This is a genomic window from Xenorhabdus indica, from assembly GCF_014467235.1.
In the GTDB taxonomy this organism is placed as follows: Bacteria; Pseudomonadota; Gammaproteobacteria; order Enterobacterales; family Enterobacteriaceae; genus Xenorhabdus; species Xenorhabdus indica.
Genome location: NZ_NKHP01000006.1, coordinates 99,679 through 114,078, shown reverse-complemented (window position 1 = coordinate 114,078; position 14,400 = coordinate 99,679). Strand labels below are relative to the sequence as shown.

Below are 14,400 nucleotides of genomic sequence, written 5' to 3'. Positions count from 1 at the left end.
CATGTCCAAAGAGGAGATCCGCATGAAACCGTTTCCAACACATTTTCTATGGGGTGGTGCAGTTGCTGCCAATCAGATTGAAGGGGCTTACTTAACCGATGGAAAAGGACTTTCAACATCCGATGTTCAACCGCAGGGTATTATGGGACCTGTCACTGAGCGAGAGAGTGATAACACACAGTATCTGAAAGATATTGCTATCGATTTTTATCATCGTTATCCCGAAGATATTGCACTGTTTGCTGAAATGGGTTTTACCTGTTTGCGGACGTCCATTGCATGGAGCCGGATTTTTCCTCAAGGTGACGAAACGCAGCCTAACGAAGCAGGGCTGGCATTCTATGACAAGTTATTCGATGAAATGGCGAAATATGGGATTAAGCCATTGATCACGTTGTCCCACTATGAAATGCCGTGGGCACTGGTCAAAAAATACGGTGGGTGGGGCAATCGCAAGCTGATCGATTTTTTTGAGCACTATGCCCGTACCGTTTTCACCCGTTATCGGAAAAAAGTGAAGTTGTGGCTGACGTTCAATGAAATCAATATGTCACTATATGAACCACTAACAGGAGTCGGATTACCTAAAAACAGCACACAATCAGAGATCTATCAGGCCATCCACCACCAATTAGTAGCCAGTGCCCGTGCGGTGAAACTGTGCCATCAGATAATCCCTGATGCCAAAGTTGGCAATATGTTATTGGGTGACCTGATGTATCCATTGACGTGTAAACCGGATGATGTACTGACAACTCTTCGGCAAAATCAGAAATGGCTGTTTTTTGGTGACGTACAGTGTCGTGGTGCTTATCCCGGCTATATGCTGCGCTATTTCCGCGAAAATGGCATTGAGGTAACGATAACTGAACAAGATAAACAGGAAATGCAAGCTACGGTTGATTTCATCTCATTCAGTTATTACATGAGTAGCTGTGCATCAGGGGATGAATCTGAATATCAGAAAAAACAGGGTAATATCCTGAGCACGATCCCGAACCCACATCTATCCAGTTCAGAGTGGGGGTGGCAGATAGATCCGGTCGGTTTGCGTATCTTACTCAATTTATTGTGGGATCGTTATCAGAAGCCACTGTTTATTGTTGAGAATGGTCTGGGAGCCAAAGATACCGTGGAAGCTGATGGCAGTATTCAGGATAATTATCGCATTGATTATCTTAATGACCACCTTGTGCAGGTCAGGGAAGCAATTGAAGATGGGGTGGAAGTTATGGGATATACAAGCTGGGGAGCGATTGATCTGGTCAGTGCCTCAAAGGGCGAAATTTCCAAGCGGTACGGGTACATCTATGTTGATCAGAATGAACAGGGAACAGGAACACTGGAACGACGCCGTAAGAAAAGCTTCTATTGGTACAAGCAGGTTATTGAAACTCGTGGTGGCAGTCTGACCTGAGCTACTGGAACAAACTTTTTTCTCAAAGGTTCTGATTTTATCCAGAACCTTTTTAATGTGTGCTTTCTGACAACGGTGCATTAATCACCGAATGCTGATGGACGGAAATCAGCCACTGAACACAGGAAACCAGGGGTTAACGGCGGGCACTTTTGGGTCTGAAAGCGGCCACAACGGTTTCATCAGTTTCGATGTAAGGGCCATCCAACAGTTGAATACAATAGGGCACACTGGCAAAAATGCCCGGCACTAAGACTTTGCCGTTGTTATCTTTCAACCCTTCCAGCGTTTCTGCAATTGCTTTTGGTTGTCCGGGCAGATTAAGGATTAATGCCTGGTTGCGGATCACACCGACCTGACGAGATAAAATCGCGGTTGGCACAAATTGCAAACTGATTTGACGCATCTGCTCGCCAAATCCGGGCATTTCACGATCAGCAATTGCCAATGTTGCATCTGGTGTCACATCACGACGGGCAGGGCCTGTTCCCCCGGTAGTCAGCACCAGATGGCAGCCTAATTCATCGACTAATTCACACAGGGTCTGCTCAATCAGGATTTGCTCATCGGGGATCAGTCGGGCTTCGATACTGAAAGGAGTGGTTACTGCTTTCCCTAGCCATTCTTCCAATGCAGGCAGACCCTTGTCCTGATAAATACCGCTTGAAGCACGATCAGAAACAGATACGAGGCCAATGCGTAATACATTCATACGAACCTCAATTAACAGTAAAAAAATAAAAACAACAAAAAATAGTGAAAAAGGCGACATTATTATGTCGCCTTTATAGAATAAAAAATAGTGGGTTGTTCAGAATTACAGCAAATCAGCGATCATGCTCTCAAGTTTGCCCTGATCAATAGCGAATTTACGAATACCTTCTGCCAGTTTCTCGGTTGCCATCGCATCCTGATGGTGTTCCCAGTAGAACTCAGCTTCAGTCATTGGGGCTGGACGAGGCTTAATTTCTCCCTCATAGCCCAGTTTGCATTCAACTTCGCCTTTTGTTTCAGAGAGCTCTTTCAGCAATGCAGGAGAAATAGTCAGGCGGTCACAGCCAGCCAGTTCCAGAATTTCGCCGGAATTACGGAAGCTTGCTCCCATAACAACCGTGTTGTAACCATGTTCTTTGTAGTACTGGTAAATTTCAGAAACAGAAATGACGCCCGGATCTTCGTGTGGCGCGAACTCTTTTTTATCGCCATTCGCTTTGTACCAGTCAAGGATACGGCCAACAAATGGAGAGATCAGGTAAACGCCCGCTTCTGCACAGGCCCGCGCTTGTGCAAAAGAGAACAGCAGAGTCAGGTTACAGTTGATACCTTCTTTTTCCAGTTGCTCAGCAGCACGGATACCTTGCCAGGTGGAAGCCAGTTTGATCAGGATGCGGTCATTGCTGATACCCGCTTCGTTGTACAGTTTGATCAGACGTTTTGCTTTCGCAACACTGGCTTCGGTGTCATAAGAGAGGCGGGCATCAACTTCAGTGGAAATGCGGCCAGGTATCAGTTTCAAAATTTCCAGACCGATGTTAACTGCCAATTTATCGCCGGCATCAATAATTTGTTGCTCACGGGAATTGCTCTGACGACGAGCCCATTCAATGGCTTCATCAATCAGTTGACGGTATTCAGGGATCTGTGCAGCATTCAAAATCAGGGAAGGATTAGTTGTTGCATCTTGCGGCTGATACAATTTCATTGCAGCGATATCCCCGGTATCTGCTACTACTGTTGTCAGTTTACGCAGGGAAGTCAGTTTATCGGTCATGGTTAATATCTCATCGTTATACGTAAAATCTTTGGCACAGTTGCCTCGCCATCTTGTGATAATAACATGGTCAAGCACAGCGCGTCAGGTCGGAAAATTCTATCGCTGTTATTCCCCTTTTTCAGGTTAATTTTGCTAAATTGAAGTGGAAAAGCCTCGATTATTGAGAAAACCATTCAGAAACTCGGAACAGAATCATGCTTATTACTATTTCACCAGCCAAAACGCTCGATTATGAAAACCCGCTTGCAACAGAAAAGTATAGTCAACCAGCTTTGCTGGAGGAGTCTAAACAGTTAATTGATGTTTGCTGCACATTAACACCCGCAGAAATCAGTAGTCTGATGGGTATCAGCGATAAACTGGCGGGATTGAATGCAGCCCGTTTTGGTGAGTGGAAACCCGAATTCACACCGGAAAATGCTCGTCAGGCGATCCTTGCTTTCAAAGGGGATGTCTATACCGGTATGCAGGCAGAAACATTCTCAGATGCTGATTTTGATTTTGCTCAAACTCATTTGAGAATTTTATCTGGGTTATATGGGGTCTTGCGTCCTCTCGATCTGATGCAGCCTTATCGTTTGGAAATGGGTATCAAACTGGAGAACCCTCGTGGTAAAGATTTGTATAAATTCTGGGGAGATCGTATTACGGAAAATTTGAATGTTGCACTGGAGCAACAAGGTGATGATGTTTTGATTAATTTGGCTTCTGATGAGTATTTCAAATCGGTAAATACCCAAAAGCTGTCAGCCAACATTATCAAGCCGGTTTTTCTGGATGAAAAAAATGGCAAATATAAAGTTATTAGTTTCTACGCCAAGAAAGCCCGTGGATTAATGAGCCGCTTTATTATTCAAAACCAATTGACCGATCCAGCACGGTTGGTGGAGTTTAACCTGGAAGGATACGCTTTTGATGAATCTCTTTCTAAAAGCAATGAATTGGTGTTTAAACGCCCTGAACAACCATGATAAAGGCCACTCCACAAGTCATTGTGGAGTGACAAATCTATTTATTTCGGGGCTCTTTCCATCAGGAATTCGCGTAAGGTGGCGAAATCAGCAGGCAGGACGTGGGATAATAATGCCATATCGGCACGTTCGGCCAGCTCTTGTGGTAACGGCAATGGCTGGCCGAGGATTGCTTCCACGCTTTCTTTGAATTTGGCGGGATGAGCCGTTCCCAAAAACAGTCCATATTCGCCTTCCTGCAATTGATCCCGTAATACCCGGTAAGCAATGGCTGCGTGAGGTTCGGAAATATAGCCTTTGGCAGCTAATTCCTGGATTGTGCTTTGAATGATATTGTCATCTACAACACCATTGCCCAGTTCACTGAGTGACCAACCCTTACGACGGAAAAGTTCTTCAATACGCGGCCAGTTATTTGGCTGACTGACGTCCATCGCATTGGCGAGAGTGGCAACGGTCTGGTTCGGTTGCCATGTGCCTTCTGCCAGATAACGGGGAACGGTATCGTTAACATTGGTTGCCGCGATAAAACGTTTTACCGGCAATCCCATTGATTTTGCCAGTAAGCCCGCAGTCAGATTGCCAAAGTTGCCGCTAGGCACGGAAATTACCAACTGTTCGCGTTTTTCTGCTGGTATCTGTGCAACGGCTTCAAAGTAATAGCAAATTTGTGCCAGTAGTCGACTGATATTAATTGAGTTCGCAGAGTTGAGGTACAAAGCTTTTTTCAGTTCTTCATCATCAAAAGATTGTTTAACCAGCGCCTGACAAGCATCAAAATCGCCTTGAACAGCGACAGTGTGAATATTGCGACCCAATGTGCAGAACAGTTTTTCCTGTAATGGGCTGATTTTTCCTTCTGGATAGAGGATCACCACCTGTACATTCTCTAAACCATAAAAGGCATGAGCAACAGCCGCTCCGGTATCACCGGAAGTCGCAGTCAAAATAGTGACTGGTTGTTCTCCTGCAATTTGTGCAAGGATCTGAGCCATAAAACGGCCGCCAAAGTCTTTGAAAGCCAGTGTCGGGCCGTGATAAAGCTCCAGTGAAGCGATGTCATCTTCGACAATTGATATGGGAGCAGGAAAAGCGAAAGCATTTTTAACGCGTTTAGCCAGTTGTTCAGCAGGAATTTCATCGCCAATAAATGCAGAGAGAATACGCTGGCTGCGGCTGACAAAATCCAGTTTTAATAATTCATCAACTTCGGCACGACTGAATTCAGGTAAATCCTGCGGGAAGAACAATCCTTGCTGTTTCCCCAATCCTTGTTTAACTGCCTGTGAAAAACTGACCTGCTCGTGATTGTCTTTTAAGTTATATAGTTTCATTGTTACCCTACCTGTCGTGCGCCTGCGAGATCCAGACGGCAAATATGAACAAAACCTTCGTCATTCTGTACGTAATGTTGTTGCAGCCACTGGGCGACCTCTTTCGCTATCGCCATCTCATTGCAAATCGCAAATAATGTCGGGCCAGAGCCAGAGATGCTACATGCCAAAGCACCCAGTTTTTTTACTCCATCACGTGCGTTGGTAAAACCAGGTAAAAGCTGTGTGCGATAAGGTTCGGCAATAACATCTTTCATCAGTTTGGCCGCTAAATCAGATTGTTGGGTATAGCAGGCGTGAATAAATCCTGCAAAATAACGGCCATGGTTAATAATATCGCTGCGGGAATAGCGAGCAGGTAAAATGGCGCGTGCTTCTGATGTCGAAACCTTGATGCCGGGGTAGGCCATCACCCATAACCAATCATCAAATGCGGGGATTGACTGACAAACGCTATCTTCCTGAGCCAGAATTAATTGCAGCCCACCTAAATAACACGGTGCAACATTGTCATAATGTACACCACCGGAAATTCGCCCTTCTAATTCCCCCATCATGTCCAATAATTGGCTACGCTCAAAAGGACGGCCTGCATACTCATTTAATGCCACTAATGCGGCAACTACTGAGCAGGCACTGGAACCTAATCCTGAGCCAATCGGCATGTTTTTTTCCAGTATCATGGCAACAGGCAGTTCTTTACCCAGTCGCTGGCGAAAGAGCTGCCAACATTGGTAGACAATATTATGTTTCGGATTTTCAGGTAGTTTACCGATAAATTTCCCTTCATTACTTAAAGTAAAACTTTCTGCTGCACTGACAGAGACACAATCCCCAAGCAGTGAACCATCAACAGGAGAAACTGCTGCGCCAAGCACATCAAACCCAACCCCAACGTTACCGATAGAGGCAGGTGCATAAACCCTGACCACCATTAAACCCCCAATTTCCATGACAGAGTGCGTAATATATCAGCAAAAACGCCTGCTGCCGTCACATCATTCCCTGCACCGTAGCCACGTAGCACCAGTGGGATTGGTTGATAATAACGGGTATAGAAAGCCAGCGCGTTTTCGCCATTTTTGACTTTATAAAGCGGATCATTGCCATCGACTGCGGCAATTTTCACCATACAACGACCTTGTTCAATGATGCCGACATAGCGCAACACTTTTTCTTGCTTTGCGGCATCTGCAACCCGGCGATTAAATTCCAGATCCAGTTGTGGTAAACGTTGCAGAAAATCGCTGACATCACCACTGGCATTAAATGATGCCGGTAAAACGGGCTCGACATGAATATCTTCCAATTCCAGCTCATAGCCAGATTCACGCGCCAGAATTAATAGTTTACGTGCAACATCCATACCTGATAGATCGTCTCGTGGGTCGGGTTCCGTAAAGCCTTTTTCTTTTGCCAGCAACGTTGCTTGCGAAAGTGTCATACCTTCATCCAGCATACCGAAAATGTAAGACAGAGAACCTGACAGGATACCGTTGAACTGAACTAACTCATCCCCGGCGTTCAGCAAATTCTGTAAGTTTTCGATGACAGGTAATCCTGCGCCTACGTTGGTGTCATACAGGAACTTACGCTTCGACTTTCCAGCAGCCTGACGGATTTTTCGGTAATAGACCATTGAAAGTGTATTGGCTTTTTTATTCGGTGTGACAACGTTGAAGCCATCGCTCAGGAAGCTGACATATTGTTCGGCAATGGATTGATTTGATGTACAGTCCACAATCACCGGGTTCAGGAGATGATACTCTTTTTCAAGCCGGATCAACCGGCTCAGGCTGAAAGGCTCACTGGCTTCTGACAGAGCCTGTTGCCAGTTATCTAAACTGATGCCCTGCATATCTGTTAGCATAGCCCGCGAGTTGGCAATACCACAGACGCGTAGATCAATATGTTTTTGTTTCAGCCATGATTGTTGGCGGCGGATTTGTTCAATCAATGCGCTGCCAACACCGCCCACACCGACAACAAACACTTCAACCACTTGAGCGGTATTAAACAGCATTTGGTGACAGAGACGAACCGCTGTTGTAGCAGCATCATTGTCAATGACTGCGGAAATGGAGCGTTCCGATGAACCTTGAGCAAGAGCGATGATGTTAATATTGGCACGGGTCAATGCCGAGAAGAAACGGGCAGAGATGCCACGTTGTGTGCGCATTCCATCACCAACCACAGAAATGATGGCGAGGTTATCTATCACATCAATGGGATCAAGCACACCGTCTTTCAATTCCAGATAAAATTCTTCTGTCAGTGCTTTTTGTGCTCTGTTCAACTCTTTTTGTGGTACGCAGAAACTGATGCTGTATTCCGATGAAGACTGTGTAATCAGCACAACAGAAATGCCTGAGCGGGACATAACGGCAAATACTCTTGCTGCCATGCCGACCATACCTTTCATGCCGGGGCCTGAAACGTTGATCATTGCCATATGATTCAGGTTAGTGATGCCCTTAATAAGCATACTTTCGTCTTTTTGTCCTTCACCAATGAACGTTCCTGGTGCATCAGGATTAGCGGTATTTTTAATCAGGCAAGGGATCTGGAATTGAGCGATAGGCGCAATAGTGCGGGGATGAAGGACTTTAGCACCAAAATAGGAAAGTTCCATGGCTTCCTGATAGGACAGGCTTTTCAATAGACGGGCATCAGAAACGGACCGTGGGTCACAGGTATAAACACCATCTACGTCAGTCCAGATTTCACAGCAATCCGCACGTAAGCATGCTGCCAGCACTGCGGCCGAATAATCGGAACCATTACGCCCAAGAACAACCCGTTCACCATTATCATTACCCGCAGTGAAGCCTGCCATCAGGATAATATGGTCAGCAGGAATATTCAGGGCTGCAATACGTTTGGTGGATTCGTGGATATCAACAGTGGATTCGAGATAGTGTCCGTGAGCAAGAAGGTTTTTAACCGGATCGATAACAAATACTTTATGTCCGCGAGCTTGTAGTACGGTGGACATAATCGCAATGGATAATTTTTCACCACAGCAAATCAGGGCTGCATTAATGCTGTCCGGGCACTGTTTTAACAGAGAAATACCATGCAGGGATTGCTTTAGATTAGCCAGTTCACGCGCTATAACACCTTTCAGAAGTTCATAATCGAAATTTGGCTGATGCTCTTTTAATCCCGACAACAAATCAGTAAAGATTTGGGTGGTATCGCTCATATTGGAAACAATGTCTTGTCCTGCAACCGTTTTGGTTATCATCGCTACTAAATGGTTTGTAATTTTTGCGGGTGCAGAAAGAACCAGGGCGACTTGCCCAAGGGATAGTTCACTTTCAGCGATATCAGCCACACACAGTACGCGTTGGTAGTTTGCGACTGATGTGCCCCCAAATTTTAGTACTCGCATTGGTATTTCTCTCCTGACTTTCTGTTAAAAAAAGCGTCAAAAAAAAGCCCGTATCTTGTGGGATACGGGCTTTTTACTATTTTATTTGTACGCGTCAGCCCGCACCGTAACTCGTGGTTCCGGTGGTAATCGTAGTGATTGTTTTAGCAGTAACTGTGTTTGCAGTAATTGTATTTTTCGGGCTAACGTTGCGCATGGTTTCCTGTCTGTCTTTTTATTCTGTTCGACCCCTATTGGTTAAAGGAAACTGTGGTGGAAGTCAAATAATTTTTAAAATCATCGTGGAAAAAAGCATCATTTTCTGTGTTGTAATCGTTCAAAATATGATTCGATAATTGAGCCATTATCTGGTTTGAAATATTTTTATCAGCATTTAATTTTATAAAAAACATATTTTGTAATTATTTCGTCTTTATGATAAAACACGCTAATTTTAACATTTAAGTGTTGGGTTGATCTCTCTAAGCATTAGAGGCAACATGGCAAATTATTAACATTAATTTTCCAAATTAATAACAAGATGGTTAATTTTAAATTAACAATTACAAATAATGTTATCGTGCTACAATTGATTTTGATATGTATCAACAAAAGTTGGTTTTTTTAGAGGGCAAATGCATTACTAGCTGTTATATTGCTGTTAATAGACTAATATAGCCCTTGCTGAGATGGGTTTACGGGTATGTACCTTCAGAGAGAAGCAACAAATGCTTTTAGCGTAAAACATATCAACAACATTTTTCAGACATGAGCTGCGTTTTCTGTAATCCAGAGCGAGAGTGGGATTTTTTACTTTTAATAATAACAGCTTATGTTATACAGGTTCTGTTTTTTTAGCGATTTTTAGGTAGCAACCATGCAAACCCCGCACATTTTGATTGTTGAAGACGAAATTGTCACACGCAATACCTTAAAGAGTATTTTTGAAGCTGAAGGGTATGTTGTTTATGAAGCCAATGATGGCTTAGAAATGCACAATATTTTGTCAGATAACGATATCAACTTAGTGATTATGGATATCAATCTGCCAGGCAAAAATGGGCTGCTTCTTGCCCGTGAGTTACGTGAGCAGGCAAATGTTGCCCTGATGTTCTTAACTGGGCGTGATAATGAGGTGGATAAAATACTTGGCCTTGAAATTGGTGCTGATGATTACATCACCAAGCCTTTCAACCCGCGGGAGTTAACTATTCGTGCGCGGAACCTGCTTTCCCGTACTATGAATCTGAGCCATTCAGGTGAAGAACGCCGTCAAGTTGAAAGTTATAAGTTCAATGGTTGGGAATTGGATATCAATAGCCGTTCACTGGTAAACCCAATGGGAGATCACTATAAGCTGCCACGCAGTGAGTTTCGTGCGATGCTCCACTTCTGTGAGAATCCGGGAAAAATTCAGACTCGTGCAGAGCTGTTGAAAAAAATGACCGGGCGTGAACTAAAGCCACATGATCGTACTGTGGACGTCACTATTCGTCGAATTCGTAAACACTTTGAATCGACACCGGATACCCCAGAAATTATTGCCACTATTCATGGTGAAGGCTATCGTTTCTGTGGTGATCTGGAAGACTAATATTTATTCCCGTCATTTATTGTGTTTTTAATTTATTGCATTCATAAAAATCTTTATTTTAAAAATACAATATCAACAAAAAAAGCCCTGAATACTTAAGGGAGTTCAGGGCTTTTTAATCACTATTTTTTTAGGCTGCGGTTTCGTTGGTTGTTCTACTCTTTCCACGGCATAATGGGTACGGCGCTGATGGCATTTTTAGGTGAACCATCAATGACTTTGTCGGAATAGGTTAAGTAGATCAGTGTATTACGTTTTGGATCGTAAAAACGGACAACCTGGAGTTTTTTAAACACCAACGATGTTCTTTTCTGGAAAACGACTTGCCCTTTTTTCGGTGAATTAAGGATCTTATCTGCCGGTTCAATTGGCCCAACCTGCTGACAGGAGATCGCGGCATCAGAAGTATCTTCTGCTAATCCTAAACCGCCTTTAATTCCACCTGTTTTAGCTCTGCTTAAATAGCAAGTTACATTTTTAACATCGGGATCATCAAAAGCTTCTATCACTATTTTGTTATCTGGCCCAAAAAGTTTGAACACGGTATCAACAGATCCGATCTCTTCGGCGTGCAGGATCACCGGAGAACAGAGTAGGGCAACAGCAATCACTATTTTCTTAATTGTTACCATATTTAGTCCACTTTAATTAAATAAACACGGTGAAAATATCTATCATTGACATATAATGCGAATCAATGGCTTTTGCAAAGGCATTTTCAAAGTTAATGTATCTATGAAGAAAAACATGGCATTATAGCTGAATATACATTCAAAACGAGTAAAGAGTGTGTTTTAAATCTGCTTTTACGGATGCTCATACTTTCTCAAAGATATACAAAATATGTTTTCTTCATAGAAAATTTCATGGGGTGTCACTGTTGTTTATCGCCCATCAATATAAAATAGAGGCAAATTATTTTAATAAATTTTCCAACCATTATTGGTAATGGAGCCTAAAGGTAAGCTTGACAAATGATCATATTTGCCATTAGCTTATTCCAAGATTTGTCTTGTTTAATTTCGTATCAGGTTTTATCTGTTGTGATTGTGCCACAATATTCTGCTTTATTATGTCAGGAAGAATGCTTGTCAATTTAGGAATTGCAATGAAAATAGCGGCTATGGGTAGTTACAATAGGTGTTGCTGTCATAACAGGGAAAAGGACTATGTTGTGAAAACGACAGTATGCTTGGTGAATTAAAAAAAATCAGGTAGTTAAAGCCATCTTAGAGTTTGGAAATGATAGGTGCTGATTATCAATCTATATAACATTTTCATTCTGAAAATTTTTTAAACATTTAGTTATCTTAAAATTGTATGGTTTTCTTTTTGTCTTGATGAATTAGGGAGATGTATGGATCAAACCAACATCATTCGAGATCTGCTACATTGGTTGGATAATAATCTGGATCGTCCACTATCCCTTGATAATGTTGCAGCAAAAGCAGGTTATTCCAAGTGGCACTTACAGCGCATGTTTAAAGATGTTACGGGACAGGCTATTGGCTCTTACATTCGTGCCAGACGGTTGTCCAAGGCTGCCGTTGCATTGCGTGTAACCGGTCGCCCCATTTTGGACATTGCTCTGCAATATCGTTTTGATTCTCAACAAACTTTTACCAGAGCTTTCAAAAAACAGTTCAACCGAACACCGGCCTCTTATCGCCGAAGTGAGGAGTGGTGTGCTACCGGGATTTGTCCTCCGATTATGTTGGATAACAAACCGTTACCTGAACATAAGTTTGTGACGTTGGAAGATAAATTACTTGTCGGTACTGAGCATACCTGCTCCTATACATTGGAACAATGGTCGAAAGCCTGTACGGAGATGCGCAATAACTTTTGGGTTTTCTATCTGCAACATGCTGAAATCTTACCTCCTAAATTGTATGGATTGCACCATTCCACTATCAGTACAGATCATGATGATGAGCAGACGGTTTTTTATACCACTGCAATAGAGCCGGAATATGCGACTTTTGACACTAAAGATAGTCAGCCGGTTGTTTTGCCCGGAGGGGAATACATTTCATTCAGTTATTTTGGTAAAGAAGAGCGCCTCGATGAATTTCTCTTTAATATCTATACTGTTTGTTTACCCCAACTGAATATCACTCGCAGGAAGGGATACGATGTCGAGCGATACTATCTTACTAATCTTGAAAGGAAGAAGTTGGAGGATGAGTCTCAAAGCCATGTTGTGGAGTTTGAGTACCTCATCCCAATTCAGCGTTAGCCTTGTAGTTCATCTAATGCGGGCATATTCAGATGTGTGATATCGCCCGCTGTTTCAACGATCCAACCAGAAGCCAGCCATGGGCTATCCTGATAATCCACCCTTGAGATAGAGCAGTTCCTCAACCGCAGGCGACGTTCAGAGTTGGCTGGTAATCCCAAAATAGAGAAAATCAGACTGACTAACGCCATGCCATGACTCACCAGCAAAGGACGACTTCCTGCTGGTAGGTCAAGACAGCTTTCCAGTGCTGCACGCATACGACTGCATACCTCGTTCATTGATTCACCTTTTGGTATCCGTCCGTTTGGTGTTCCATCAACAAGACTTTTGCGCCAGGACTCTTCTTCTTGTGTCAGGGAACTCAGTTCACGGTTTTCCAGAATGCCCATGTTTATTTCCCGCAAGCGTGGCTCTAATATCACCTCACAGTCACAGGCTTTTGCAATAATTTCTGCGGTTTCGCGTGTTCGACCAAGGTCACTAGTGATAACATGTGTAATGTTCTCTGACTGCACTCTTTGTGCTACCAAGAGTGCCTGACGCCGCCCAATTTCAGTCAATGGGCTGTCAGATTGCCCTTGAATACGACGAGCCACGTTCCATTCTGTTTCGCCATGACGAACAAGATATACCTGTAACATAGTTATTTTCCGTTATACTGCATCATGAAATAGTTCAAAGGATTACTTATTTATTATGTATCATGTTATTGCTGCAACAACTAACCCTGCGAAAATAAAAGCGATTAGCCTTGCATTTGATGATGTTTTTGGCCCAGGAACATACCGTATAGAAGATGTCAATGTAGACAGTAGCGTCCCTCAACAGCCAATTGGTAATACCGAAACTCGTACTGGTGCTCGTCATCGGGTTATGGCAGCTCGTCAGGTTCGGCCGGAAGCCGATTTCTGGGTCGGTGTTGAAGCCGGAATCGAAGATGACATGACTTTTGCCTGGATGGTTATCGAGTATAAGCAAATCCGGGGTGAATCGCGTTCTGCCAGTCTGATGCTGCCTGAAAAGGTACTGGAAGGCATTCGTGAGGGACGTGAGCTTGGTCACGAAATGGCTTATCTGACCGGTGTTGATAACATCAAACAAAAAGGTGGGGCCATTGGCTTTTTCACCAATGGCATCCTGACTCGTACTAGTGTTTACCATCAGGCACTGATACTGGCTCTCGTTCCTATCCATCATGAAATTTATAAAGAATTGAACAATCAACCTTAATGGCATAATGACAATAGCATAACTACCGGAGGCCATAATGATATGGCCTCTGTTAGTGATTATTTAACCACCATTACCAAAACAGATATCGTCAGAACAGCTATTATTATAACCGATTTACTTCAATAACTGCGCCTCCAGCCACTCTTTGACGTGGGCTGACGCTGATTTCAAACTATTCGAGCCACGAGTGATTGTTGCAATCCCAACACTAAGTTCGTTTTTGAGTTCGCGTTGACTCATTTGCCCACGCATCAACTCTTGAATAATTCGAACTCTGGTTGATAACGCTGTACGTTCATCGGGTGTCAATAATAACTGTAAAATTTGATGTTGCAAATTTTGTTCAAATGCCGTTTGTAATAACTCGACAAAAGCAAGCCAGTCATCGCCATCTTCCGGGGAAAGTGCCGGATCAATCAAATGATTTTGTGTCATAATCTATAGCCATACTATTTAACTAGT

13 protein-coding genes and 1 other annotated feature are annotated in these 14,400 nt (G+C 43.3%); of the genes, 5 read left to right on the top strand and 8 right to left on the bottom strand.

Going from position 1 to position 14,400, the window contains the following annotated elements; translation table 11 throughout:
* The first annotated feature begins 22 nt into the window (after positions 1–22).
* Entirely contained in the window at positions 23–1,417 is a 1,395-nt protein-coding gene (locus Xind_RS06865; protein ID WP_187649753.1) for a glycoside hydrolase family 1 protein, read from the top strand.
* A gap of 136 nt (positions 1,418–1,553) precedes the next feature.
* On the opposite strand, the gene mog is transcribed toward Xind_RS06865, so the two are convergent.
* Positions 1,554–2,129 (bottom strand): molybdopterin adenylyltransferase, encoded by a 576-nt coding sequence (gene mog / locus Xind_RS06860; protein ID WP_047679128.1) that lies wholly within the window; start codon positions 2,127–2,129, stop codon positions 1,554–1,556.
* Between the two features lie 105 nt (positions 2,130–2,234).
* Positions 2,235–3,188: a transaldolase gene (gene tal / locus Xind_RS06855; protein WP_047679130.1), complete on the bottom strand. Its 954-nt coding sequence runs from the start codon at positions 3,186–3,188 to the stop codon at positions 2,235–2,237.
* A 197-nt stretch (positions 3,189–3,385) separates the two neighbouring features.
* Between tal and yaaA the strand changes: the two genes are divergently transcribed.
* Positions 3,386–4,162, top strand: a complete 777-nt coding sequence (gene yaaA, locus Xind_RS06850; protein WP_187649720.1) for a peroxide stress protein YaaA — start codon at positions 3,386–3,388, stop codon at positions 4,160–4,162.
* A gap of 41 nt (positions 4,163–4,203) precedes the next feature.
* Here the strand turns inward: yaaA and thrC are convergent, their stop codons facing one another.
* Genes thrC through thrA form a run of 3 tightly spaced genes read right to left on the bottom strand, consistent with a single transcriptional unit; the run spans position 4,204 to position 8,890 of the window.
* A complete protein-coding gene (thrC, locus tag Xind_RS06845) occupies positions 4,204–5,496 on the bottom strand; it encodes a threonine synthase (RefSeq protein ID WP_187649719.1) in 1,293 nt (430 codons plus the stop codon).
* Positions 5,497–5,498: 2 nt separating this feature from the next.
* Entirely contained in the window at positions 5,499–6,428 is a 930-nt protein-coding gene (gene thrB / locus Xind_RS06840) for a homoserine kinase (RefSeq protein ID WP_445286328.1), read from the bottom strand.
* 2 nt (positions 6,429–6,430) lie between these two features.
* Positions 6,431–8,890, bottom strand: coding sequence for a bifunctional aspartate kinase/homoserine dehydrogenase I (gene thrA / locus Xind_RS06835; protein ID WP_187649718.1), 2,460 nt, complete (start codon positions 8,888–8,890; stop codon positions 6,431–6,433).
* Positions 8,891–8,927: 37 nt separating this feature from the next.
* Positions 8,928–9,044: a sequence feature (Thr leader region), on the bottom strand.
* 702 nt (positions 9,045–9,746) lie between these two features.
* On the opposite strand from thrA, the gene arcA reads away from it, so the two are divergent.
* A complete protein-coding gene (arcA, locus tag Xind_RS06830) occupies positions 9,747–10,463 on the top strand; it encodes a two-component system response regulator ArcA (RefSeq protein ID WP_047679140.1) in 717 nt (238 codons plus the stop codon).
* Positions 10,464–10,618: 155 nt separating this feature from the next.
* Here arcA and creA read toward each other — a convergent pair whose 3' ends face one another.
* Positions 10,619–11,095, bottom strand: coding sequence for a protein CreA (creA, locus tag Xind_RS06825; RefSeq protein WP_047679142.1), 477 nt, complete (start codon positions 11,093–11,095; stop codon positions 10,619–10,621).
* Positions 11,096–11,820: 725 nt separating this feature from the next.
* Here creA and robA point away from each other — a divergent pair.
* Positions 11,821–12,702, top strand: a complete 882-nt coding sequence (gene robA, locus Xind_RS06820) for an MDR efflux pump AcrAB transcriptional activator RobA (protein WP_047679144.1) — start codon at positions 11,821–11,823, stop codon at positions 12,700–12,702.
* Here the strand turns inward: robA and gpmB are convergent.
* Positions 12,699–13,346, bottom strand: coding sequence for a 2,3-diphosphoglycerate-dependent phosphoglycerate mutase GpmB (gene gpmB / locus Xind_RS06815; RefSeq protein ID WP_047679146.1), 648 nt, complete (start codon positions 13,344–13,346; stop codon positions 12,699–12,701). The two genes, robA and gpmB, sit on opposite strands and share 4 nt — an antisense overlap.
* A gap of 55 nt (positions 13,347–13,401) precedes the next feature.
* Between gpmB and yjjX the strand changes: the two genes are divergently transcribed.
* Complete coding sequence (gene yjjX / locus Xind_RS06810; protein WP_038184016.1) at positions 13,402–13,935, top strand: inosine/xanthosine triphosphatase; 534 nt, start codon at positions 13,402–13,404, stop codon at positions 13,933–13,935.
* Positions 13,936–14,052: 117 nt separating this feature from the next.
* On the opposite strand, the gene trpR is transcribed toward yjjX, so the two are convergent.
* The gene (gene trpR / locus Xind_RS06805) at positions 14,053–14,373 is read right to left on the bottom strand and encodes a trp operon repressor (protein WP_047679149.1); all 321 of its coding nucleotides are present in this window, start codon (positions 14,371–14,373) and stop codon (positions 14,053–14,055) included.
* Between the last annotated feature and the right edge of the window lie 27 nt (positions 14,374–14,400).

Excerpts from the sequence above, each read along its gene's own strand:
- yjjX (WP_038184016.1), top strand. The coding sequence starts at position 13,402 with ATGTATCATGTTATTGCTGCAACAACTAACCCTGCGAAAATAAAAGCG.
- thrC (WP_187649719.1), bottom strand. The coding sequence starts at position 5,496 with ATGAAACTATATAACTTAAAAGACAATCACGAGCAGGTCAGTTTTTCA.
- Xind_RS06865 (WP_187649753.1), top strand. The coding sequence starts at position 23 with ATGAAACCGTTTCCAACACATTTTCTATGGGGTGGTGCAGTTGCTGCC.
- yaaA (WP_187649720.1), top strand. The coding sequence starts at position 3,386 with ATGCTTATTACTATTTCACCAGCCAAAACGCTCGATTATGAAAACCCG.
- tal (WP_047679130.1), bottom strand. The coding sequence starts at position 3,188 with ATGACCGATAAACTGACTTCCCTGCGTAAACTGACAACAGTAGTAGCA.
- creA (WP_047679142.1), bottom strand. The coding sequence starts at position 11,095 with ATGGTAACAATTAAGAAAATAGTGATTGCTGTTGCCCTACTCTGTTCT.
- arcA (WP_047679140.1), top strand. The coding sequence starts at position 9,747 with ATGCAAACCCCGCACATTTTGATTGTTGAAGACGAAATTGTCACACGC.
- gpmB (WP_047679146.1), bottom strand. The coding sequence starts at position 13,346 with ATGTTACAGGTATATCTTGTTCGTCATGGCGAAACAGAATGGAACGTG.
- trpR (WP_047679149.1), bottom strand. The coding sequence starts at position 14,373 with ATGACACAAAATCATTTGATTGATCCGGCACTTTCCCCGGAAGATGGC.
- thrA (WP_187649718.1), bottom strand. The coding sequence starts at position 8,890 with ATGCGAGTACTAAAATTTGGGGGCACATCAGTCGCAAACTACCAACGC.
- robA (WP_047679144.1), top strand. The coding sequence starts at position 11,821 with ATGGATCAAACCAACATCATTCGAGATCTGCTACATTGGTTGGATAAT.
- mog (WP_047679128.1), bottom strand. The coding sequence starts at position 2,129 with ATGAATGTATTACGCATTGGCCTCGTATCTGTTTCTGATCGTGCTTCA.